The organism is Streptomyces rishiriensis, from assembly GCF_003112535.1.
Lineage (GTDB): Bacteria > Actinomycetota > Actinomycetes > Streptomycetales > Streptomycetaceae > Streptomyces > Streptomyces rishiriensis.
On record NZ_BEWA01000006.1, the window covers coordinates 234,294 to 257,997 of the forward strand.

Here is a 23,704-nt window from a genome sequence, read left to right on the forward strand (position 1 = left end):
GCTCCCGGCTCTCGGCTCCCGGCTCTCGGCTCGGTCCGACGCGCGCCGGCCGGCTCCCGCTCGTCGGGACACGCGGCAACGGCGACGAGCCGGCCGCCGTTCACGGATCATCCTGGAGGGAGGCGGACCGTGCGACATCCGCGCGCGGGCACGCCGCGGGGTGGACCGTGTGACGCCCACGCGACGCCCACGCGCGGGGGACGTCGCGGGGGTCGGCCGTGCGACTCTGGGCCGTATGGACGACGACAACGACAACGACATGGCGCTGCTCGTGATCGTGGACGCCGCGAACGTCGTCGGATCGGTGCCCGACGGCTGGTGGCGGGACCGGCGGGGGGCCGCCGAGCGGCTGCGCGACCGGCTGGCCGCGGACGGGCTGCCGGAGAGCCTCGGACCGGTGGAGATCGTCCTCGTGGTCGAGGGCGCGGCGCGCGGGGTGGAGCCCGTGCCCGGCGTGCGGGTGGAGGCGGCGTCCGGCAGTGGCGACGACCGCATCGTGGAACTGGCCGCCGCGGCCGGAGCACGGCCCCGGCTGGTCGTGACGGCCGACCGCGAGCTGCGCCGCCGGGTCACGGAGCTCGGCGCGGACGTCACCGGGCCGCGCGCGGTGCGGGGCTGAGGGCGGGACGGCGTACAGGGCGTCCGGCACGGCAGACGGCCGGCCCCGCACACCGTGCGCGGGGCCGGCCGTGGAGCCGAGCGTGGAGCGGCCGTGAGGCCGGCCGTGGAGCCTCCTGCGGGTCGCGGGCGGACCGGCCGGGCTGCCCGTGATGCCCGTGAGAGCGGCCGTGGAGGCGGCTGTGGGGGCCCGTCAGACGGTGTCGTCCCGGGTGGACCCGGCGGAGCCGGCGAGCCCTGCGGGGGCCTCCTGAGGGCGTGCGAGGCGGCTGTGGGTGCGGCCGTAGAGGAAGTACACGGCGAACCCGATGACCATCCAGATGCCGAACCGCAGCCAGGTCTCGGCGGGCAGGTTGAGCATCAGCCACAGCGAGGCGCACACCGACACGACCGGCAGGACCGGCACCCACGGGGTGCGGAAGGACCGGGGCAGGTCGGGGCGCGACCTGCGCAGGATGATCACGCCGATCGCGACGACGATGAACGCGAACAGGGTGCCGATGTTCACCAGTTCGGCGAGCTCGCTCAGGCTGGTGAAGCCGGCCAGGATCGCGATGAGCACGCCGAGCAGGATGGTCGGCCGGTGCGGGGTCCTGAACCGCGGGTGGACGTGGGAGAAGAAGCGAGGCAGCAGTCCGTCGCGGCTCATGGCGAAGAAGACACGGGTCTGTCCCAGGAGCAGGATCATGCAGACCGTGGTCAGGCCGACGGCGGCGCCGAAGCTGATGAAGCCCGCGAACCAGGCGTGCCCGGTGGCCTTGAAGGCGTCGGCGAGCGGGGCGCTCACGGACAGCTTGGTGTAGTGCTCCATGCCGGTGACGACGATCGACACGGCGACGTACAGGAACGTGCAGATGATGAGCGAGCCGATGATGCCGCGGGGCATGTCGCGCTGCGGGTTCCTGGTCTCCTCGGCGGCGGTGGCGACGACGTCGAAGCCGATGAAGGCGAAGAAGACGACGGAGGCGGCGGTGAAGATGCCCATGACGCCGAAGTTGGACGGCGCCCAGCCGAAGATCAGCTGGATCAGCGGGGCCTTGAGGCCGCCGCCCGCGTCGACGGGCTGCGCCTTGGGGATGAACGGGTCGTAGTTCTCGCCGTGGATCAGGAACGCGCCCGCGACGATCACGGTCAGGACGACGATCACCTTGATGGCGACCACGATGGAGGTGACGCGCGCGGAGAGCTTCGTGCCGATCACGAGGATGGCGGTCAGCACGAGGACGAGCGCGGCGGCGAGGATGTCGAAGCCGAAGCCGTGGGCGCCGTCCCGGCCGCTGAGCGCCGCCGGCAGATGCCAGCCCGCGTTGTCCAGCAGCGAGGCGATGTACCCGGACCAGCCGACGGCCACCACCGCCGTGCCGAGCGCGAACTCCAGGACCAGGTCCCAGCCGATGATCCAGGCGGGGAGTTCCCCGAGAGAGGCGTACGAGAAGGTGTACGCGGAGCCGGCCACCGGGACGGTGGAGGCGAACTCGGCGTAGCAGAGCGCGGCGAGTGCGCAGACGACCCCGGCCACGACGAAGGCCAGGGCGACGGCGGGGCCGGCGTTGTTCTTGGCGACCGTGCCGGTGAGGACGAAGATGCCGGTGCCGATGATGACGCCGACGCCGAAGACGGTCAGATCGAGCGCGGACAAGGACTTCTTGAGCGCGTGCTCTGGCTCCTCGGTATCGAGGATGGACTGCTCGACCTTCTTGGTCCGGAAGAGGGTGCTGCTCACGGGGTACCTCCCACGCTGTGTCGTCCTCGACATGATCGAGAGGGGGCGTAGACCGTATGCCCCGGAGCAGGCCGGTTAACGCGAACGGACCGGTTCCACCACTCTTCACAGTGGTGGAACCGGTCCGTTCGGGCGTCGGCGCGCCTCTGCGACGGCGTCAGTCGCGGGCGGGCTCCACGGAGTCGACGTCGGAGGCCGCGCTGCCGTACCGGCCGTCGAGCTTGGAGACGAGGCCGGTGACCTGGCGGGCGATGTCGGGGGCGGTGAGCCCGATCTCGGCCATGACCTCCGCGCGGGAGGCGTGGTCGAGGAAGCGCGGCGGAATGCCGAAGTCGCGCAGCGGGACGTCGACGCCGGCGTCGCGCAATGCCTGGGCGATCGTCGAGCCGACGCCTCCCACGCGCGAGTTGTCCTCGACGGTGACGACCACCCGGTGCCGCTCCGCGAGGGGGGCCATGGCCTCGTCGACGGGCTTGACCCAGCGCGGGTCGACGACGGTGGTGGTGATGCCCTGGCGGTCGAGGAGGGTCGCGATCTCCAGGCACATCGGGGCGAGTGCGCCCACGGAGACCAGGAGCACGTCGGGGGTGTCGGTGCCGCTGTCGCGCAGCACGTCCATGGCGCCGACGCGTCCCACGGCGGGCACGGCGGGGCCCACGGCGCCCTTGGAGAAGCGGACGACGGTCGGGGCGTCGTCGACCTCGACGGCCTCGCGCAGCTGGGCGCGGACCTGGTCGGCGTCGCGCGGGGCGGCCAGCCTCAGGCCGGGGACGACCTGCAGGATCGACATGTCCCACATGCCGTTGTGGGAGGCGCCGTCGGTGCCGGTGACGCCGGCCCGGTCCAGGACGAAGGTCACACCGCACTTGTGCAGGGCGACGTCCATCAGGACCTGGTCGAAGGCGCGGTTGAGGAAGGTGGCGTACACCGCGAACACCGGGTGCACCCCGCCCGCCGCCAGGCCCGCGGCGGAGACGGCGGCGTGCTGCTCGGCGATGCCGACGTCGTAGACCCGGTCCGGGAAGGCCTTGGCGAACTTGTCGAGGCCGACCGGCTGCAGCATGGCGGCGGTGATCGCGACGATGTCCTCGCGCTCCTTGCCGAGCGCGACCATCTCCTCGCCGAAGACGGACGTCCAGTCGGCGCCGGAGGTGGCGATCGGCAGACCGGTGTCGGGGTGGATCTTGCCGACGGCGTGGAAGCGGTCGGCCTCGTCCTGGAGGGCGGGCTGGTAGCCGCGGCCCTTCTCGGTGAGGCAGTGCACGATGACCGGGCCGCCGAAGCGCTTGGCGCGGGCCAGGGCGGACTCCAGGGCCTCGATGTCGTGGCCGTCGATCGGACCGACGTACTTCAGGCCGAGGTCCTCGAACATGCCCTGGGGGGCGATGAAGTCCTTCAGGCCCTTCTTGGCGCCGTGCAGGGTCTCGTAGAGGGGTTTGCCGACGACCGGGGTGCGCTCCAGGAGGTCCTTGCCGCGGGCGAGGAAGCGCTCGTAGCCGTCCGTGGTGCGCAGGGTGGCCAGGTGGTTGGCGAGGCCGCCGATGGTGGGCGCGTACGAGCGCTCGTTGTCGTTGACGACGATGACCAGCGGGCGGTCGCCGTCGGCGATGTTGTTCAGCGCCTCCCAGGCCATGCCGCCGGTGAGCGCCCCGTCGCCGATGACGGCGACCACGTGGTCGTCGCGGTCGAGGATCTGGTTGGCCTTCGCGAGGCCGTCGGCCCAGCCGAGCACCGTGGAGGCGTGGCTGTTCTCGATGACGTCGTGCTCGGACTCCGCCTGCGACGGGTAGCCGGAGAGGCCGCCCTTCATCTTCAGCCGGGAGAAGTCCTGGCGGCCCGTGAGCAGTTTGTGCACATAGGACTGGTGGCCGGTGTCCCACAGCACCTTGTCCTTGGGCGACTCGAAGACCCGGTGCAGGGCGATGGTGAGCTCGACCACGCCGAGGTTGGGGCCGAGGTGGCCGCCGGTCTTGGAGACGGCGTCGACGAGGAAGGTCCGGATCTCCCCTGCCAGCTGGTCCAGCTCCTCCAGGCTGAGCCGGTCCAGATCGCGCGGTCCCCTGATGCGGGTCAGCAGCGGCACCCGTGCCTCCTTGCAGTAAAAGCTGATCGAGCTGTTGCCGGGCTTGTCGAGTCTAATGTTCCGCCCGGGCGGCCGGTGTCCGGGCCGTGCGTCATACGTCACGCGAACGGCCGTACCCAGGATCGGCCCTTCCCATGACACGACCGTGCCAGGCATCCGCGACCGTGCCCCCATCCCGCACGACCGTGCCCGGCGTCCGTCCGTACGACCGCGCCCGGCGTCCGTCCGTTGCCCGGCGTCCGTCCGTACGACCGCGCCCGGTGTCCGTCCGCACGACACGACTGTGCCCGGCATCCGCCGGGATGCCGGGCACAGGGGTCGTGCGGGAAGGCCCTACTCCGCGGACACGGTCTAGCCGCGGCCGGCGGCCTTCTGGCTCTTGCGGGACACCGAGTCGATGACGACGGCGCCGAGCAGAACACCACCGGTGATCATGTACTGGATCGAGGTGTTCATGTTCAGCAGGTCGAGACCGGTCTGGATGGACTGGATGACCAGCATGCCCAGGAGCGCCGACCAGACGGTGCCGCGGCCGCCGAAGAGGCTGGTGCCGCCGATGACGGCCGCCGCGATGGCGAGCATCAGGGTGTTGCCGCCGCCGGCGCTCAGCGACGCGCCCGCGGTCTGACCGGCGAAGAACATGCCGCCGACCGCGGCGAACCCGCCGGAGATGGCGAACACGGTGATCCGGACCAGCGGGACGTTGATGCCGGCGCGGCGGGCGGCCTCGATGCCGCCGCCGACCGCGAACACCTTGCGGCCGTACGTGGTGCGACGCAGCACGAAGTCCACGATCACCAGCGCCGCCAGGAAGATCACCAGTGCGTTGGAGACACCGGAGGCGTTGTTCAGCACGGCGGCCGAGACGAACGCGGCGAGCGCGAGCAGACCCACGCGCAGCAGGATCTCGCTGGTCGCGCGGAACGGCACGCCGGCGGCCCGACGACGGCGCTGCTCACCGAAGTTGCCGATCGCGGAGAGCGCGACGGCGAGGCCGGCCAGGATGTAGGCGCCGATGATGGCCTGGTCCATGAAGAACGAGTTCTGGCCGAGCAGGTGGATCGGGCCGGAGTCCGACGGCAGGTTGATCGTGCCGCTGGAGCCCAGCAGCCACAGCATCAGACCGTTCCAGCCGAGGAAGCCGGCCAGGGTCACCACGAACGCCGGTACGCCGATCCTGGCGAAGAACCATCCCTGCAGGGCGCCGACGGCGATGCCGGTGAGGACCGCCAGGACCAGCGACACCCATGGGTTCACGCCGTGGTCCGTCACGAAGACGGCGAACAGCGCGGACGCCAGACCGCTCACGGAACCGACCGACAGGTCGATCTCGCCGAGCAGCAGCACGAACACCAGGCCGATGGCGAGCATGCCGGTGGCCGACAGGAAGTAGCTGATGTTGGAGAGGTTGGCGGCGCTCAGGAAGCGGTCGTTCTGCAGCTGGAAGATCGTCCAGATGACGATCAGGCCGAGGACGACCGGGATCTGGCCGAGCTCACCGCCCTTGACCTTGCGCTTGAACTCGGTGAGGTAGCCCTTGAGGCCCTCCTCGCGGATCAGCAGCCGGGGGTCGACGACGGTGACGGGCGCGGCCGTCGGGTCGTCGGCGGGGGCGACGGTCTCCTGACCGTCGACCACGCCCTCGGCCTTGCCGGCCTCGATCGTCGTCGCGGCCTTCTCGGTCCTCGTGCCCTTCACGGGCTCCGAGGAGTCGCTCTTGACGGGCTTCGACGTGTCGCTCACTTTGCCGCCTCCGCGGTGCGACGCCCCGCACGACGGGTCACGGCGTTGTCCGTGGCACCCGTGATCGCGGCGATGATCTCTTCGTGGCTGGTGTCCTTCACGGGGAAGGAGCCGTTGTTCTTGCCCAGACGCAGGACGGCGACGGTGTCGGCGACCGCCTTGACGTCGGCCATGTTGTGGCTGATGAGGATGACGCCGAGGTCGCGCTCGCGCAGCCGCTCGACCAGGTCGAGGACCTGCGCGGTCTGCTCCACGCCCAGGGCGGCCGTGGGCTCGTCGAGGATGACGACCTTCGGGTCGCCGATCAGCGCGCGGGCGATGGCGACGACCTGACGCTGACCGCCGGAGAGGCTCGCGATCGGGATGCGCACGCTCGGGATGCGGATGGAGAGCGTGGACAGCAGTTCCCGCGCGTTCTTCTCCATCGTCACCTCGTCGATGACGCCGCGGTGCAGCAGCTCACGTCCGAGGTAGAGGTTGCCGACCACGTCGAGGTTGTCGCACAGGGCGAGGTCCTGGTAGACGGTCGCGACGCCGAGTCCCTGGGCGTCGTGCGGCTTGGTGATGCTGACGGGCCGGCCCTCCCACTCGATGACGCCCTCATCGATGGGATGGACACCCGCGATCGTCTTGACCAGGGTGGACTTTCCTGCGCCGTTGTCGCCCACCAGGGCGACCACTTCTCCGGCGTGAACCTCCAGCTCGACGTCGGTGAGTGCCTGCACCGCACCGAATCGCTTGGAGACTCCGCGCAACGCCAGCACGGGCGTAGCGGACACGTGAACCATCTCCTTCGCCGCCTGACCGGCGGGGATGCCGCGCGCAAAGAACAGGCGCGGAGGGATGTGCGCGACGCGCGGGTGACGCGGCGTCGACGCACGAGGTTTACAAGATGAACATGCGCGAATCCGCTGCTCTTGGCAACGGTTCCGTCCGACGCCCGCCCCGGCAGCGGGGTGTGAAGGTGGGGCGGGCGTCGGACAGGTCTCGCGGGACCGCTGGGCGGTCGACGGTCCCGCGGAGCGGACCGAGGGCGGCTCGCGGCCGGCTCGGAGGCTCCCCGGGACCAGGACTGCTACTGGAGGCCGGCGGCCTTGCAGGCGGCGGCGTACTCCGGGGTGCAGATGTCGGCGACGGTGTACAGCCCGTCCTTGATCACCGTGTCCTTGATGTTGGCCTTGGTGACCGACACCGGGGTCAGCAGCTGGGAGGGCACCTTGTCGCCGGAGCCGCTGGTCAGCGTGGCGGTGGCCAGGGACTTGATGTCCTTGCCCTCCAGCAGGTTGACGGCGAGCTGCGCGGCGGTCTCGGCCTCGGGCTTGTAGGCCTTGTAGACCGTGGCGGACTGGGTGCCGGCGACGATGCGCTGGATGGCCGCGAGCTCCGCGTCCTGACCCGTCAGCGGGATGTTGCTGATCTTCGCACCCTTGAGGGTGTTGGCGATGCCGCCGGCCATGCCGTCGTTGGCGGCGTAGACGCCCGCGATGTTCTTGGCGCCCAGCTGGGTGATGGCCGCGGACATCTTCTGCGCGGCGACGGTGTCCTTCCACAGGCCGGACTGCTCGTAGGCGATGTTGACCTTGCCGTCGAGGACCTTGTGCGCGCCTTCCTTGAACTGGGCGGCGTTCGGGTCGGCGTCGTCACCGTTGATCATGACGATCTTCGACGCGGGGGTGGCCTTGGCGCCGAGGGCGTCGAGCAGGGCCTGGCCCTGGAGCTGGCCGACCTTGACGTTGTCGAAGGAGACGTAGGCGCTGACCGGGCCCTGGGCGAGACGGTCGTACGCGACGACCTTGACGCCCTTGTCCACCGCGGACTTGATGGAGGACTTGATGGCGGCCGAGTCCTGGGCGGAGATCACGATGACCTTCACGCCCTTGGTGACCATGTTGCTGACCTGCTGGGCCTGCTTGGCCGGGTCGGCCGCGGCGTTCGCGTACTCCAGCTTGCAGTCGGAGCAGAGCGCCTTGACCTTGGCGTCGAAGTACGGCTTGTCGAACTTCTCGTACCGCGCGGTGACGCTGTCGGGGAGCAGCAGGCCGATGGACTTGTCGCCCGAGCTGCTGCTGCCGGAGTCGCTGCCCTTGTCGCCTGCCTTGCCGCACGCGGCAATCGACAGCGCCATGGAGACGGCGGTGGCGCCGATCACGACTCTACGCATCGTTGCGTTCATTTGGGGTGTGCCTCCCTGACAGGGCCGCAACGCTGCGGCCGAGGTGGCTGGAAGTCAACTCGGCCACACGTGCGACGTCAAGAAGTAAATACTTAACGAGATGGCAACGGCGTCATTCGTTCTCTAAGTGAAGGCGGGTGTCGCTGCGGTCAGCGTGCCGTCCAAAAGGGTCGAATCACCCATCTCGCTCAACGCGAGAGCAAGTGCTCCGAGGACCTCCGCACGCCCCCCAAGTGCCCCCGGGAGAACGGAGAGTTGACGCGCCGCACTCGGGATCGCATAGCGGCCGACGGACTCCCTTATCGGACCGAGTACCAGCTCACCGGCCTCGGCGAGATCGCCGCCGAGGACCACCCGGCTCGGGTTCAGCAGGTTGCAGAGATTGGCGACTCCACTGCCGATGTGTCGGCCGACGTCGGCGATCACCCGACGGCAGCCCGGGTCTCCGTCCCTGGCCAGCCGCACGACGCCTTCCATCGTCAGATCCGTGCCGTGGCTGGACTGGAGGAGTGGCAGCACATAGCGCGCGGCCGCGAAGGTCTCCAGGCAGCCCCGGTTTCCGCAGCGGCAGACGGGGCCGGACTCATCGAGTGTAATATGCCCGATTTCTCCCGCAGTGCCGCCGGGACCGCGGTAGATCTTCCCGTCGATCACCAGACCGGCCCCCACACCGCTCGCGACCTTGATGTATGCAAGATCACGAACGCCCCTGCCGCTGCCCCAGACCATCTCGCCGAGGGCGCCGAGGTTGGCGTCGTTGTCCACGTGCACGGTGACGCCCAGCCGGCCCTTCATCTCCTCGGCGGGGCGGGTGCCGATCCAGCCGGGCAGGATGGCCGAGGAGCCGAGCGTGCCGGACTCCAGATCGATCGGCCCGGGCACGCCGAGCCCCACCCCCGCGACCTTCGTACGGTCCACCCCGGTGGCCTCGATCAACCGGCTGACCAGCTGTTCCGCCCGGTCGAAGCCCTGCGTGGACGAGGCGTCCACGTCCAGGGGCTCGGACTCCTCGGCGAGCACCTGATGGGCCAGGTTGCCCACGGCGACACGGAGATGGGTGTGGCCGAAATCGACCCCGATGACGATGCCCGCGTCACCGCTCAGACTGACGCTGCGGGCCCTGCGTCCCCCGGCCGAGGTGGGCGTCACCTCGACGGTGCCGCCGTCCTTGAGCTCACGCACGATGTTGGAGACGGTCGCGGCCGACAGACCGGTCGTCCGGGCGATCTCCGCCTGTGTGAGGGACCCGGCCAGGCGCACGGCGCGTACGACTCGCTCCAGGTTGGCTCGGTGCAGCGACGACTGCGACCCCGGAGTCTCCACGACGACCTCCTGCGCGCGGGACCGCTTCGATGAGGCCCCGTCTATGTCCAACTAGTGAACTCTAAGCTGAGCTGTTCGGGTCGCCTCCCGTCAAGAGGTTGAACAGTATCCGCATGCGTGCGAAGAGACACGGAGGGTGGCCGAGCCGTCGGTCGCGGGGTGTGCGGGGCCGGGTGCGGGGCGTGGCGAGCGGGACGAAGCAGAGCGCGTCACGCACTCTCACCGCTTCGGCCCATCGCCCCTCCCCCACTCGCCCCAGCGGGCCCGGACGGCGGCCGGACGGCGGCTCGGACGGCGGCTCGGACAAGGGTGCGGGCCAAGGGGAGGCGCAGGCCGAGGGCCGAGGGCCGAGCGGCGGGGCCGCTCGGGCGTCCGGCGCGGCAGGGAGTACGAGCGGGCCCGAGGCCGGACCGACGGACTTCGGAGCAGGCCCGGGGCAGGACCGGCGAGCTGCGGAGCAGGCCCGGCGCTCCTCGGCCGCGACGCGCGGAACCTGGGCGAAAGCCGGGCGAAAACCGGGCTGGCGAGCTTGTCGGTCCCGACCCGGCCGTGCCGCTACTTCAGCGCGCCCGCCGTCAAGCCCTGCACCACCTGTCGCTGGAAGACGATGTACGCGGCCAGCACCGGCAGCATCGCCATCACCAGTCCCGCGAACAGCCCCGACCAGTCGCCCTTGTACCCCTGGCTGACGGCCAGTTGGACCAGCCCCTGGGTGAGAACACGTTTGTCGGGGTCGGTGTTGAGGACCGTCGGGAGCATGTACTGGTTCCACTGGCCCAGGAAGTTGAAGATGCCGACGCTGATCAGGCCGGGCTTGGCCATCGGCAGCATGATCTGGAAGAACGTACGGCTGTGCGAGGCGCCGTCCACGAAGGCGGCCTCCGCCACGGATGTGGGAAGCGTGCGGAAGAAGGCCGTCAGGAAGAACACCGTGAACGGCAGCGAGTAGGCGATGTACACCAGGATGAGGCCGTGGATGGTGTTGAGGAGCCCCATGTTGTTCACGACATAGAACAACGGGACCAGCGCCAGCATGATCGGGAAGCTCATGCCGCCGATGAAGAGGTAGTAGATGAAGCGGTTGCCCGGGAAGTCGAAGCGGGCCAGGACATAGGCGGCCATGGAGCCGAGGACCAGTGTGCCGATGAGCGAACCGCCCACCACCAGGACGGTGTTGAGGAAGTAGTCGCTCATGTCGGCCTCGGTCCAGGCCCGCGTCCAGTTGTCGAAGTGCAGCATGTCCGGCAGCGACCAGGGCGAGCCGAAGATGGAGCTGTCGTCCTTGAAGGAGGTCATCACCGCCCAGAGCAGGGGCAGCACGACCATGATCGCCCAGATGACCAGAATGCCGTGAGAAAAGGCGTTGAGAACCTTTCCTTCCCTTTTCTGTGCCGTCGGCGGCTTCCCCGAGGGCGGGCCGGCCTTCGTGACGGACATGCCGGAGCCGGCGTCGGCCGGCAGGGGCGCGGAGGTCTCGGTCGTCTTCATCGTCAGTACTCCAGCCGCTCGCGCCGTCCCAGCCGCAGCACGACCGCGGCGAAGGCCAGCGTCACGATGAGCAGGGCGACGCCGATGGTGGTGGCGTAGGCGGCCTGACCGTCACGGAAGGCCTTCTGGTACACGTACAGAACCATGACGGTCGTCGAGTAGTCGGGACCGCCCGGGCCGGTCGTCATGATCTGCACGACCGCGAACGACTCGGCGCCGAGCGCGAGAATGCCCATGTAGACCCAGCCCGACTGCACCGTGTCCCAGAGCAGCGGGAGGGTGAGGCGGAAGAACGTCGTGGCCCGGTTCGCACCGTCGAGCAGCGCGGCCTCGTAGAGTTCCGCCGGGATGGAGGCCATGCCCGCCGAGAACAGGACCACGAAGAAACCGACCGTCGACCAGACGAGCACCGCCATCACGCACCACAGCGCGAGGTCCGGGTCGCCGAGCCAGAGGGGCTGGACGCCGTCCAGCCCGATCCCCCGCAGAAACGAGTTGATCGCACCGCTGTCCGGGTTGTACGCGAAGTTGAACAACAGCGCGACGATGGCGATGGAGAGCACCTGCGGGAAGAAGTACACGATCTTGTAGAAGGAGGAGCCCCGGACGCCGGAGATGACCGGGCCGCCCTTCCGTCGCCGCCCGCCGACATTGATCATGAAGGCGAAGAACAGCGCCAGGCCGATCGTCACCAGCGGCAGCACGATCGCGAACATCAGACTGTGCTGCAGGGACTTCCAGAAGACGTCGTCGTCCAGCATCCGGCGGTAATTGTCCAGGCCGACCATCTTGAATTCGGGGCTGAGGCCGGTCCAGTCCGTGAACGAGTAGTAGATGGACTGGATGAACGGCCACACCACGAAGAGCGCGTACAGTCCCAGGGGCAGCGCGAGAAACCCCACGATGAACCGGTACTTGCCGTGCTGCATCGCCACTCCGGTGCTTTTGCGGACGCTTCGCGGTGTTTCTGTCGTCACTGGTGCTTGTAATGCTTGATCGACGTGTCCTTGGCCGTCGCGTCGGCGTAGTCCTGGATCTTCTTGATCGCCTCGGCGGGCGTGATCCGTCCGGCCATCATCTCGCCCAGACCGGACACCCCGATCTTCTCCTTCTGCAACTGGACGTACCAGTCCTGCAGCCGGGGATTCACCACGTTGGAGCCGGCCTTGTCCAGTGCGGCGACGCCCGATTTCAGGCCGGGAGTGAGCGTGATGCCGTCGGTGCCGCCGTTGTACGCGGTCAGCGACTTGACCTTGGAGGTGAAGTTCTTCGACGACGCCTCGCTGAGCATGATGCGCAGTTGCTCCATGCCGCCGGCGGTGTTCTGCGCCTTGGCGGGAACGACGAACGGCTCGCCTCCGGAGGCCCAGATGGTGCCGAAGGGCATCTTGTCGGAGGAGTCGATGCCGGTGGGCGCGGACACCGCCAGGTCGAAGTCCTGCGGGATGACGTTCGCCGACTCGTTCTCCACCCAGGAACCGTTGGGGATGAACAGGGCCTTGCCCTTGGCCCACGCGGTCTGCGACTGGATGTGGTCGAGCCCCGGGGTGCCCTGGAGGATGTAACCCTTCTTGTAAAGCTCGTAGTACGCGTCGAAACACGCCTTCACGGCGGGGTGTTTCCAGGCGTTCGGCTCCAGGTTGTCGATGGCGTCGAGGACTTCGCGGCCGCCGACCTTGCCGATCATCGGGTAGAGCGAGAAGGGGAGATAATAAGGGTACTTGCCCGCATATGTCCAGCCGGCCATGCCCTTCTTCTTGGCCTTCGCGCAGACCGCGAGCATCTCGTCCCAGGTCTGCGGATACGTGGCGTCCAGCGAGGCGAGGGCCTTCTGCGAGTACCAGACGCCGTAGACGGTGTAGGCGTAGTACAGGATCCAGACCGGGGCGCCGTCGAACTGGCCCATCTCGACGATCCCGGGACGCAGTGTGTCCCGGACCTTCTTCTTCGGATCGTCGTAGGAGGCGGCGTCGAGGAGCGGCGTGAGGTCGGCGAGCTGTTTCTTGCCCACCAGGACGCCCATGTCCATCTGCTCGGCGCCGGAGTTGTCGATGAGGTCGGGCGGGGTGCCCTGGTTGAAGCGGGGCTGGAGCGTCGACTGGATCTTCTGCGTGGCCGAGAACTTCACCTTCGCCTGCGGGAAGTTCTTCTCGTAGATCTTCACGGCGTCCTCGGCGTACTCCTTGCCGAAACCGCCGTCGAACAGGACGAATTCCATCTGGGCGGTCTCGTTGACCGCGAGGGGGTTCTTGGCGGTCTTCTTTCCGGCCTTGGCCTTGTCCTCACCACCCGCGCCGCTGCTGGCGCAGGCGGCCAGAAAACCCGTCACGGGGACGGAGATCAGGCCCAGCGCCGCCGATCTCCGGATCAGATCTCTGCGGCCGAGACCCACGGCGCCGCTCTTCTCGAAACCGCTCTCCCCAAAGCCCTCGTGTTCCAAACGGTCGTACTCGGAGTGGGATCCCATGCTCAAGTCCTCGCCTTCTCCAGGACTCAGGCGGTGCACCGGATCCTTCCCGGCACCGCGGTCGGGTCAAGCAGGGTCGTACGGAGCGCGTGGTGCGGAGGTCTCGCGGCCTGGACAGTGAATTGCCGACAGGTATAGTCCATTCCTGGCCGACGGAGCAAGATCGAATACAAGGTTGGCCACGGGTCTTTTCCGAGTTGAGACCTCCTGGAAATATGACCGACGGATGGGCGCCTTGCCAGAGAATTGCATGAAATGACCCCCCGCTGACGCAATCAACGTCCTTGACACCACTGTCCACTTCCCCACCTACTGATTCCTGCGCAACCAGGAGGACAACGTTGTCCCGGGCGTGGTCCGGCGCGGGGAGGGTGCTCACGCATGCAACGGTCTGGACGGTGGTGGGCGGTCGCGATCGTGGCCGCTCTGGTCATGACGGTCGGCGACGCACCGGGAACGGCGGCCGCGCTGCCGGCCCGGGGATCGCTCCCCGACCGGGGCTTCGCCTCGTCCTTCGAGACGGGTGAACGCGCCCCGGACTGGCTGAGCACCGTCGAGTCCGCACCCGGCGGCGGCAAGCGCGCCTCGGGCGTCGACGGCGGGTATGGCGGCGGGCTTCCGGGCGACGTGACGGACCGGGTCACGAACGTCCGGGCGAGCGCCGAGAACGCGGCCGGCGGCGAGGTGAAGGAGAACCTCGTGGACGGCGAGGCGAGCACCAAGTGGCTCGCCTTCGCCGCCGACGGGTGGGTGGAGTTCGACCTCGACCGGCCGGCCCGGGTAAGCGCTTACGCGCTGACCTCCGCGAACGACTTCGCCGAGCGCGATCCCGCCGACTGGACGCTCTCCGGTTCGGCGGACGGCGCCACCTGGACGCCGCTCGACAGCCGCTCCGGGGAAACGTTTGCTGAGCGGTTCCGGACCCGCGCCTACAGCCTCGACGCCCCGGCCGAGTACCGGCACTTCCGGCTGGAGATCTCGCGGAACCACGGCGCCCCGATCCTGCAACTCGCGGACGTGCGGTTCGGCACGGGCGACAGCGGCGGGCCCGTGCCGCCGGACATGCTCACCGTCGTGGACCGCGGCCCCAGCGGATCGCCGACCGCGAAGGCCGGCGCCGGATTCACCGGACGACGGGCCCTGCGCTACGCGGGCCGGCACACCGCCGCCGGCCGGGCGTACTCGTACAACAAGGTCTTCGACGTCGACGTGCCGGTCGGCTCGCGCACCCGGCTGTCCTACCGGATCTACCCGGCGATGGCGGACGGCGACCTGGACTACGCCGCCACGCACGTCTCCGTGGACCTGGCCTTCACGGACGGGACGTATCTGAGCGGACTCGGGGCGAGCGACCAGTACGGGTTCCCGTTGTCGCCCCGCGGACAGGGTGCGGCGAAGGTGCTGTACGTCAACCAGTGGAACGACGTGGTCTCCGGGATCGGTGCGGTGGCGGCCGGGAAGACCGTCGACCGGATCCTGCTCGCCTACGACTCTCCCGGCGGGCCCGCCCGGTTCCGGGGCTGGGTGGACGACATCGCGCTGCGCGCGGCGGCCCCGGAGCCGAGGAAGGAGCACCTCTCGGACTATGCGCTGACCACGCGTGGCACCCACTCCAGCGGCGGCTTCTCACGCGGAAACACGTTCCCCGCCACGGCGGTGCCCCATGGCTTCAACTTCTGGACGCCGGTGACGAACGCGTCGTCGCTCGGCTGGCTGTACGACTACGCGCGGGGCAACGACGCGGACAACCTGCCCACGATCCAGGCGTTCAGCGCGAGTCACGAGCCGAGTCCGTGGATGGGCGACCGGCAGACCTTCCAGGTGATGCCGTCGGCCGCGGCAGGCGTCCCGGCCACCGGGCGGACGGCCCGGGCGCTGGCCTTCCGGCACACGAACGAGACCGCTCGCCCGTACTACTACGGAGTGCGTTTCGAGAACGGTCTCACGGCCGAGCTGGCCCCGACCGACCACGCGGCCGCCCTGCGCTTCACCTATCCGGGCGCGGACGCGAGCGTGGTCTTCGACAACGTCACCGACCAGGCCGGGCTCACCCTCGACAAGGACGCCGGCGTCGTCTCCGGCTACTCGGACGTGAAGTCGGGGCTGTCGACGGGAGCGACCCGGCTCTTCGTGTACGGCGAGTTCGACGCGCCGGTGACGGAGGGGGCGTCGAGCGGGGTAACGGGTTACCTGCGTTTCAACGCGGGTGCCGACCGCGCCGTCACCCTGCGTCTGGCGACCTCCCTCATCAGCGTCGACCAGGCTCGCGACAACCTCCGCCGGGAAATTCCGGCGGACACCGATTTCGAAACGGTCAAGTCGCGGGCTCAGCAGAAGTGGGACCGACTCCTGGGCAGGGTGGAGGTCGAGGGTGCGAGCCAGGACCAGCTGACGACTCTGTACTCCAGCCTGTACCGGCTGTATCTGTATCCCAACTCCGGCTTCGAGAAGGTCGGTGCGACGTACCGGTACGCCTCGCCGTTCTCCCCGATGCCGGGTCCCGACACGCCCACGCACACCGGCGCGAAGATCGTGGACGGCACGGTGTACGTCAACAACGGTTTCTGGGACACCTACCGGACGACCTGGCCCGCGTACACGCTGCTCACCCCGACGCAGGCCGGCGTGCTGACCGACGGCTTCGTGCAGCAGTACAGGGACGGCGGCTGGATCTCGCGCTGGTCCTCCCCCGGTTACGCCGACCTGATGACCGGCACGTCCTCGGACGTGGCCTTCGCGGACGCGTTCGTCAAGGGTGTGCGCTTCGACGCCGCAGCGGCGTACGAGGCGGCGCTGAAGAACGCGACGGTCGTGCCCCCGGTCTCCGGGGTGGGCCGCAAGGGCATGTCGACTTCCCCCTTCCTCGGCTACACGAGCACGGCCACCCATGAGGGGCTGTCGTGGGCGCTGGAGGGCTATCTCAACGACTACGGCATCGCGCGCATGGGACAGGCCCTGTACCGGCAGACCGGCGAGAAGCGCTACCGGGAGGAGTCCGACTACTTCCTGAACCGCGCCCAGGGCTACGTCCACCTCTTCGACTCCCGGGCCGGGTTCTTCCAGGGCAAGGACGCCGAGGGCGACTGGCGGACGGCGTCCGGCGCCTACGACCCGCGGGTGTGGGGCTACGACTACACCGAGACCAACGGCTGGGGCTACGCCTTCACCGCGCCGCAGGACAGCCGGGGCCTGGCCGATCTGTACGGCGGCCGCGGCGGCCTGGCGAGGAAACTCGATGACTATTTCTCCACTCCGGAAACCGCTTCCCCGGAATTCGTCGGCTCGTACGGCGGAGTGATCCACGAGATGACCGAGGCCCGGGACGTGCGGATGGGCATGTACGGGCACTCCAACCAGGTCGCCCACCACGCGATCTACATGTACGACGCGGCAGGGCAGCCCTGGAAGGCGCAGGCGAAGTCGCGCGAGGTGCTCTCCCGGCTCTACACCGGCAGCTCGATCGGACAGGGCTACCACGGTGACGAGGACAACGGCGAGCAGTCGGCGTGGTACCTGTTCTCCGCGCTCGGCTTCTACCCACTGGTGATGGGCGGCGGCGAGTACGCGGTCGGCTCCCCCTTGTTCACCAAGGCGACCGTGCACCTGGAGAACGGCAAGGACCTGGTGGTCAAGGCTCCGAAGAACAGCGCGAGGAACGTCTACGTGCAGGGGCTGAAGGTCGACGGCCGTCCCTGGACGTCCACAGCGCTTCCCCACGCCCTCCTCGCCAAGGGCGCTGTCCTGGAGTTCGCCATGGGGGCGCGGCCCTCGGCATGGGGCGCCGGGAAGGACGCGGCTCCGGTCTCGATCACCCGGGGCGACAAGGCGCCGACGCCCCGCACGGACGCGCTGAAGGGCGGCGGGGGCGCGCTGTTCGACGACACGTCGGCAACGCAGGAAGCGGTGTCGGGAACGCTCTCCCTGCCGGTGACGGGGAGGACCAAGGCGCTGCAGTACACCCTGACGTCCGCCGACCACGCCCAGTCTCCCGGCAGTTGGGCGCTCCAGGGCTCCGCCGACGGAGTCGAGTGGACCGCCTTGGATGAGCGCTCCGGTGAGACCTTCCGATGGGACCGCCAGACACGGGTCTTCACGATCGCCCGCCCCGGCGCGTACCGGCACTACCGGCTGGTCCTCGATGGAGAAAGCGTTACCGGGAGCAGGGCGGCCGAGGGAAGAGCGGCGACCGAACTGCACCTGGCGGAGGTCGAGTTGTTGTCCTGATCGGGTAACCAACAGCGATCCTCCGCTGTACCGGGCGTCACCCGTGTTTCAGAATGAGCGGACGGCGCGCGAACACCGCGCGGTCCGTGACGAAGGGGGAAGCGGGAATGGGTATCACCAGAAGATTCACGGGACTGCTCGCGGGCGCGGCCCTCGCGGCGGGGGCGCTCTTCGCCACCGCGGCGCCGGCTCAGGCGTACAGCCCGAACCCCACGTTCCACGCCTACTACTACGACACCGACGGCTGCCCGTGCAGCGGCGGCAACCTCACCGACCCCTTCGACAACACGTACTTCGCGCAGGACGCCGGCGGCTACGCCGTGAAAATGGAACTGACGAAGGGCAGTGCGTTCGTCGGCAAGGTGGAGTTCCACCCGAACGACGAGAAGCTGTGGGTGTACGACACCGCCAACGACGGTGACACGTTCTACGTCAAAGTCAGCTACACGTCCGGCGGAACGACCCGCAACCTGGGCACCTTCAGCCCGCCCGGAACCTCGGCGGTGGTGGACTACGAGGTGGAGGACTTCGATCTGCCAGAAGGCGCTTACGTCGACATTTCCGTGTACGACGACGCAGGACTCACCGACCTCATCGGTGCCGCGCGCGGCACCGGAGCAGCCATCGCGTAGGCGCTTCGTCCGGATCGGGTCGGGGTCCGGATCGGGTCGGGGTCGGATCGGGGTCGGATCGGGGTCGGAATCGGGATCGGGTCGGGGTCCGGATCGGGTCGGAGTCGGGGTCGGATCGGGGTCGGGGTCGGCGGGCGGGAGGCTGCGCGCCGGGTCGTACCCGCACAGCGGACGACGGAAGCAGGGCGGCCCCCGGCGACCAAAATCACCTCTGCAAGGCAAGGCAAGGCGAGGCACGGTCAGCACGACCGGGTCCGGGCTGGTCCCGCGAGCCCGGCACGATTCAGACGACGACCCCACGTCGGACCGCATCACCGGAGGGATCATGCCGAGCACCGTGCCCGTCCTCCCCGAGGGAGTCGACCCCGCCTGGTTGCCGCCGGACGCGTTCCGGGCGCTGGGCAGCCGGCGGACACTGATCCACGGCTCCGGGCCACTGGTGGAGACGGTGCACGACGAAGTGGCCCTCGCCTGCGCACAGTTCGGCGGGCAGGTCGTACGGGACGCGACGAGCGCCTCGTACGACCTCGTCCTGCGTGTGGCCGGTGACGACGGCGCGGAGATCGGCGAGGAGGGGTTCCTCTACGCACGTGCCGCCGGGACGACCACGGTCACGGCGGCCGGCCACCGCGGGCTGCTGTACGGGCTGTTCCACGTCGTACGGCTCGGCGAGGACGCCTTCCGCGGTACGCGCCCGCGTGAGGCGCACCGGCCTGCGACGGCTCTGCGGATGCTGGACCACTGGGACAACGTGGCGGTGCATCCGGTCATGGGGCAGGTGGAGCGAGGATACGCCGGCGGCTCGCTGTTCTGGCAGGACGGCCGGGCCCGTGGTGACACCGAGCGCGTCAGGGCGTACGGCAGGCTGCTGGCGGCCTGCGGCGTCAACGCCGTCTCGGTCAACAACGTCAACGTGCACGACGTCGAGGCGCACCTGCTCACCGACCGGATCGGCGAGGTGGCGCAGATCGCCGAGGCGTTGCGTCCGTACGGCATCCGGACGCACCTTTCGGTGACCTTCGCCGCGCCGGTCGTCCTCGGGCGCCTGCCCACCGCCGACCCACTGGACGGCGCCGTGCGCGCCTGGTGGGCGAAGGCCGCACGCGGCGTGTACGAGGCGATCCCGGACTTCGGCGGGTTCGTGGTGAAGGCCGACTCGGAGGGCCGTCCGGGCCCGTTCGCCTACGGCCGCACGCACGCGGACGGCGCGAACATGCTGGCCGCGGCCCTGGCCCCGTACGACGGCACGGTCCATTGGCGGGCCTTCGTGTACGACCACCGCCAGGACTGGCGGGACCGCTCGACGGACCGCGCACGCGCCGCGTACGACCATTTCGCTCCGCTGGACGGTGAGTTCGCCGCCAACGCCGTACTGCAGGTGAAGCACGGGCCCATGGACTTCCAGGTCCGCGAACCGGTCTCGCCGGTGTTCGGCGCGCTTCAGCGGACCCGGGTCGCCGTGGAGGTGCAGGCCACCCAGGAGTACACCGGGCAGCAACGGCACGCGTGCTGGCTCGGACCGATGTGGAGCGAGGTGCTGCGCTTCCGTCCGGGCGGTGAACAGGGTTTGACCGTGGGCGAGTTGGCGACGGGCGGATCGGTGGCGGTGTCCAACGCCGGCGACGACCCGTTCTGGACGGGACATCCGCTGGCCCAGGCGAACCTCTACACCTTCGGCCGGCTCGCCTGGCGACCGGACGCCGATCCGCTTCGGATCCTGGACGAGTGGATAGCGCTCACCTTCCCCAGCGCCCCCGAGCGGCTGACGGCAGGCCTGCGCGCGGTGCTGCGGAACTCCTGGCGCACCTATGAGAAGTACACCGCCCCGCTGGGCGTGGGTTTCATGGTGCAGCCCGGGCATCACTACGGCCCGGCCGTCGACGGCTACGAGTACAGCCCCTGGGGGACGTATCACTTCGCTGACCGGGACGGCATCGGCGTCGACCGGAGCGCGGCGACCGGCACCGGTTACGCAAGCCAGTACGGCGAACCCTGGTCGGCCTTGTACGAGTCGGCGGTCTCATGCCCCGACGAGTTGCTGCTGTTCTTCCACCATGTGCCGTACGGGCATGTGCTGAAGAGCGGGAAAACGGTTGTGCAGCATATCTATGACACGCATTTCGAAGGCGTCGAGGAGGTGGAGGAGGCTCGCCGGGTGTGGGCGGGCCTCGCGGATCTGGTGGAGCCGGCACGGCACGCGCGCGTCGCGGAACGCTACGACGAGCAGGTACGCGGCGCACGGGAGTGGCGGGATCAGGTGAACAGTTACTTCCTGCGGAAGTCGGGCATCCCCGACGAACGGGGGCGCACGATCTACTGAAGCACGAGCACGGCCACGCCGAGCGGGTCCAGGGTCAGGACGTCGCCTTGGTCGAGCCGCTTGCCCGTGAGGAGGTCCCTCGCCGCGGCATGGACCGCCACGTCGGTCGACGTCGAACCGTGGTTGAGCAGGAAGAACAGGCAAGCGCCGTCGGGAGCGACGCGGGTGGCCGTCTCCACGGCGCGGTGGTCGGCGTACGGGCCGACGAGCGCGTGACGTGCCAGGACGCGCCGCACGACATGGTCGACGCCGGGGCGGTCGAGGGCCGTCGCCACATACCAGCCTTCTCCTCCGTCGGGGCCGAAGCGATTGCGGGTCACGGCCGGGGTGCCCGCGTAGAAGTCCGCGCCGTACACGGCGACGGCCTCGGCCCCGCGCAGGCGGACGATCTCGAACAGGAGGCCTGCCTGAGCGGTGAGCTCCCCCAGTCGCACCGGCTGTACGACGTCTTTTGGCCGTGCGTCCCACTCGTCGACACGGATCCCCATGAGGGGAGCCAGCGGGCCGGGGACGTCGGCCAGGAAGGCACGGTCGTGTTGGTCGCACCGGGCGGTGAGGAAGGTGGCGAGTACCGTCCCGCCGCGCCGGGCAACCGCTTCCAGGCGCGTTGCCAGGTCCCCCTTGACGAGGTGGAGCACCGGCGCGAGGACCACGTCGTACGACGTCAGGTCCGCGGTCACCGGAACGACGTCGACGTCCGCGCCCGCCTCCCGAGCCGCACGGTAGTAAGCGTGTACGACGTCCGGGTAGCGGATCAGCCGGGAGGGGCCGTCGGAGATCTCCAGAGCCCACCAGCTTTCCCAGTCGAAGAGGAGGGCGGTGCGGGCAGGCGTCCGGGCGCCGAGCGTGATCGCGCCCAGCCGCCCCAACTCGGCGCCCAGGTGAGCCACTTCGGTGAACACCCGGGTGTCGTCGCGGCCCGCGTGGCCGATGACCGCGCCGTGGTACTTCTCGCACGCACCGCGTGAGGCGCGCATCTGGAAGTAGAGGACGGCATCCGCGCCATGAGCGATGGCCTGCCAGGTGGCGAGCCGGAGCTCGCCCGGACGGCGCAGCGGGTTGACGTCGCGGCAGGCTGTGGTGGAGGGCGTCTGTTCCATGAGCCAGAAGGGCGCCCCGTCCTTGAGGCCGCGCATCAGGTCGTGGGCGAGGGCCGGCCGTGTGGGCGGAGCGTCCAGGGGCGGGTAGTTGTCCCAGGAAGCGAAATCGAGGTGCGGCGCCCACCGGTGGTAGTCGATCGGACGGTAGGCGCCCATGAGGTTGGTGGTGACGGGCGTGTCGGGGTCGTAGAGGCGGATGGCGTCCTTCTCCGCGGTGAAGCAGCCGAGCAGAGCGTCGGTCATGAAACGCTGGTAGTCGAGGGTGATGCCCTGGAAAGCGGTGTGATCGGGGCCGCGCCAGTGCTCGGTCAGCACGCTCGGCGGCTCCACCTCGTCCCAGTCGGTGAACCGGTGCGACCAGAACGTCGTGCACCACGCGTCGTTGAGAGCGTCGAGAGTGCCGTGCCGTTCTCGCAGCCAGCCGCGGAAGGCCTGGGTGCACACGTTGCAGTAACACGATCCGCCGTACTCGTTGTTGATGTGCCAGGCCAGCAACGCGGGGTGGTGCGCGTAGCGTTCGGCGAGCCGGGCGGCCAGCGCCGTGGACAGTCGACGGTACGCGTGTGAACTGGGGCAGAAGTTGTGCCGTTGCCCGTACCGGTGACGGCGCCCCTCGAAGTCGGTGCGATTGACCTCGGGGTACTTCTTCGCGAGCCAGGGCGGGACTGCGGCCGTCGCGGTGGCCAGACACACCTGGCGACCCTCGGCGGCGGCCCGGTCCAGGATGCCGTCGAGCACGGTGAAGTCGTACACGTCCTCGGCGGGTTGCATCACCGACCAGCTGAAGACGCCGACGGTGAGCGTGTCGACGCCGGCCTGCGTGAACAGACGATGGTCGTCGTCCTGGACGTCCCGCGGCCACTGTTCGGGGTTGTAGTCCCCGCCATACGGAACCTTGGCCGTGCACGGGAGTCGGCCGTCGTTTCCGGGTTCGTGCTCTGTCATGCGGTGAAGTCCTCCTGGGTCTCGACGATCACCGGGCGACTCGACTGCAGCAGGGAGAGCAGCAGCGGCGCGGCCAGCAGAACGGTCAGCGCCTCCGTGAGCACGACGGTCAGACCGGCGGCCAGCCCCAGCAGCGATGCCGCGGCAAGGGTGACGCGCCGCCGCCGGAGCAGGAAGTACGCGGCGAGGCGGGCGGTGTCCCGGGCACGGAACGTGAACAACGAGGTGATGACGAGCGCATGAGCCCCCCAGAGCAGGCCGGCCACGCCGATGACGCCGAGGAGCATCGCCCACCAGACCGGCAGGCCCGTGGCCGCGAAGTGGGTGAGGGTGAAGACGATCACGGTCAGCCACGTCGACAGCGGCGCCCAGAGTCTCAGCGCGGGCCATGCGTTCAGGCGCAGACCGCGCCTGAACGCCCGGGCCGGGTGCAGGTCGGTGAGGTCACGGCTGCGGTGGTGCAAGGCGTACAGCGCGGCGGAGACGGCCGGGCCGAGCGGTAGGACGCAGACGGCGGCGAGGGGCAGGTTGGCGGGGTCGGGGCCCAGAGCGAGCAGACCGGCCAGACCTGGGGCCGCCGTTGCGAGGAACAGGGCCTCGACCGTGAGCAGGGTGTGCAGGAGGGCGGCCGCCCGGGAAAGCGGCCCTGTGCCGAAACCCAAGGTGTTCACGGTGCTCATGCGGTCCCCCTGGCGGACGCTCGAGGGCGGACTCGGACAAGGGGAAGGGGAAGGGGAAGGGGAAGAAACGGGAGGGGGAACGGGTCTAGAAACGGGAAGGGGAGCGGGACGCGGGGGGAGGCGACGGGGTGTAACCGATGGGGAAACCGATTTCGAGATCGTTCAGGGTGGGAGCGTTCCGGTTT

Annotated in this window: 15 protein-coding genes; 4 read left to right on the top strand and 11 right to left on the bottom strand. The window is 69.3% G+C overall.

All coding sequences use genetic code 11. The annotated features are described in order from the left end of the window. Positions 1–235: 235 nt before the first annotated feature. The gene (locus tag Sri02f_RS12415; RefSeq protein WP_373865092.1) at positions 236–619 is read left to right on the top strand and encodes an NTP pyrophosphohydrolase; all 384 of its coding nucleotides are present in this window, start codon (positions 236–238) and stop codon (positions 617–619) included. A 192-nt stretch (positions 620–811) separates the two neighbouring features. On the opposite strand, the gene Sri02f_RS12420 is transcribed toward Sri02f_RS12415, so the two are convergent. From Sri02f_RS12420 to ngcE, 9 genes are all read right to left on the bottom strand, one after another. Continuing rightward, on the bottom strand, positions 812–2,341 hold the full coding sequence (locus tag Sri02f_RS12420; protein WP_109001195.1) for an amino acid permease: 1,530 nt from the start codon (positions 2,339–2,341) through the stop codon (positions 812–814). A 157-nt stretch (positions 2,342–2,498) separates the two neighbouring features. Continuing rightward, a complete protein-coding gene (gene dxs / locus Sri02f_RS12425) occupies positions 2,499–4,424 on the bottom strand; it encodes a 1-deoxy-D-xylulose-5-phosphate synthase (RefSeq protein ID WP_109001196.1) in 1,926 nt (641 codons plus the stop codon). 351 nt (positions 4,425–4,775) lie between these two features. Next, a complete protein-coding gene (locus tag Sri02f_RS12430; protein WP_174855639.1) occupies positions 4,776–6,167 on the bottom strand; it encodes a sugar ABC transporter permease in 1,392 nt (463 codons plus the stop codon). Further along, positions 6,164–6,955 (bottom strand): ATP-binding cassette domain-containing protein, encoded by a 792-nt coding sequence (locus Sri02f_RS12435; RefSeq protein WP_109001197.1) that lies wholly within the window; start codon positions 6,953–6,955, stop codon positions 6,164–6,166. Before Sri02f_RS12435 ends, Sri02f_RS12430 begins: the two co-directional genes overlap by 4 nt. 287 nt (positions 6,956–7,242) lie before the next feature. Further along, positions 7,243–8,340, bottom strand: coding sequence for a sugar ABC transporter substrate-binding protein (locus Sri02f_RS12440; RefSeq protein WP_373865093.1), 1,098 nt, complete (start codon positions 8,338–8,340; stop codon positions 7,243–7,245). Positions 8,341–8,463: 123 nt separating this feature from the next. After that, on the bottom strand, positions 8,464–9,663 hold the full coding sequence (locus Sri02f_RS12445) for an ROK family transcriptional regulator (RefSeq protein ID WP_109001199.1): 1,200 nt from the start codon (positions 9,661–9,663) through the stop codon (positions 8,464–8,466). A 555-nt stretch (positions 9,664–10,218) separates the two neighbouring features. Beyond that, positions 10,219–11,151 carry a carbohydrate ABC transporter permease gene (locus Sri02f_RS12450; RefSeq protein WP_109001200.1) on the bottom strand — a complete coding sequence of 311 codons (933 nt, stop codon included), beginning with the start codon at positions 11,149–11,151 and terminating at the stop codon, positions 10,219–10,221. A gap of 2 nt (positions 11,152–11,153) precedes the next feature. After that, entirely contained in the window at positions 11,154–12,080 is a 927-nt protein-coding gene (locus Sri02f_RS12455) for a carbohydrate ABC transporter permease (RefSeq protein WP_109001201.1), read from the bottom strand. 44 nt (positions 12,081–12,124) lie between these two features. Continuing rightward, positions 12,125–13,618, bottom strand: coding sequence for an N-acetylglucosamine/diacetylchitobiose ABC transporter substrate-binding protein (ngcE, locus tag Sri02f_RS12460; RefSeq protein ID WP_245970610.1), 1,494 nt, complete (start codon positions 13,616–13,618; stop codon positions 12,125–12,127). A 381-nt stretch (positions 13,619–13,999) separates the two neighbouring features. Between ngcE and Sri02f_RS12465 the strand changes: the two genes are divergently transcribed. The 3 genes from Sri02f_RS12465 to Sri02f_RS12475 all read left to right on the top strand — a co-directional run bounded on the left by Sri02f_RS12465 (position 14,000) and on the right by Sri02f_RS12475 (position 20,794). After that, on the top strand, positions 14,000–17,842 hold the full coding sequence (locus tag Sri02f_RS12465; RefSeq protein WP_167467534.1) for a GH92 family glycosyl hydrolase: 3,843 nt from the start codon (positions 14,000–14,002) through the stop codon (positions 17,840–17,842). A gap of 107 nt (positions 17,843–17,949) precedes the next feature. Next, positions 17,950–18,474: a hypothetical protein gene (locus Sri02f_RS12470; protein WP_109001202.1), complete on the top strand. Its 525-nt coding sequence runs from the start codon at positions 17,950–17,952 to the stop codon at positions 18,472–18,474. A 325-nt stretch (positions 18,475–18,799) separates the two neighbouring features. Then, positions 18,800–20,794, top strand: coding sequence for an alpha-glucuronidase (locus Sri02f_RS12475; RefSeq protein ID WP_109001203.1), 1,995 nt, complete (start codon positions 18,800–18,802; stop codon positions 20,792–20,794). Here the strand turns inward: Sri02f_RS12475 and Sri02f_RS12480 are convergent. Together Sri02f_RS12480 and Sri02f_RS12485 are read right to left on the bottom strand one after the other, a co-directional pair. Beyond that, positions 20,788–22,839, bottom strand: coding sequence for a beta-galactosidase (locus Sri02f_RS12480; RefSeq protein WP_109001204.1), 2,052 nt, complete (start codon positions 22,837–22,839; stop codon positions 20,788–20,790). The two genes, Sri02f_RS12475 and Sri02f_RS12480, sit on opposite strands and share 7 nt — an antisense overlap. Further along, positions 22,836–23,519, bottom strand: coding sequence for a hypothetical protein (locus Sri02f_RS12485; RefSeq protein WP_109001205.1), 684 nt, complete (start codon positions 23,517–23,519; stop codon positions 22,836–22,838). The genes Sri02f_RS12480 and Sri02f_RS12485 overlap by 4 nt, the downstream gene beginning before the upstream one ends. Between the last annotated feature and the right edge of the window lie 185 nt (positions 23,520–23,704).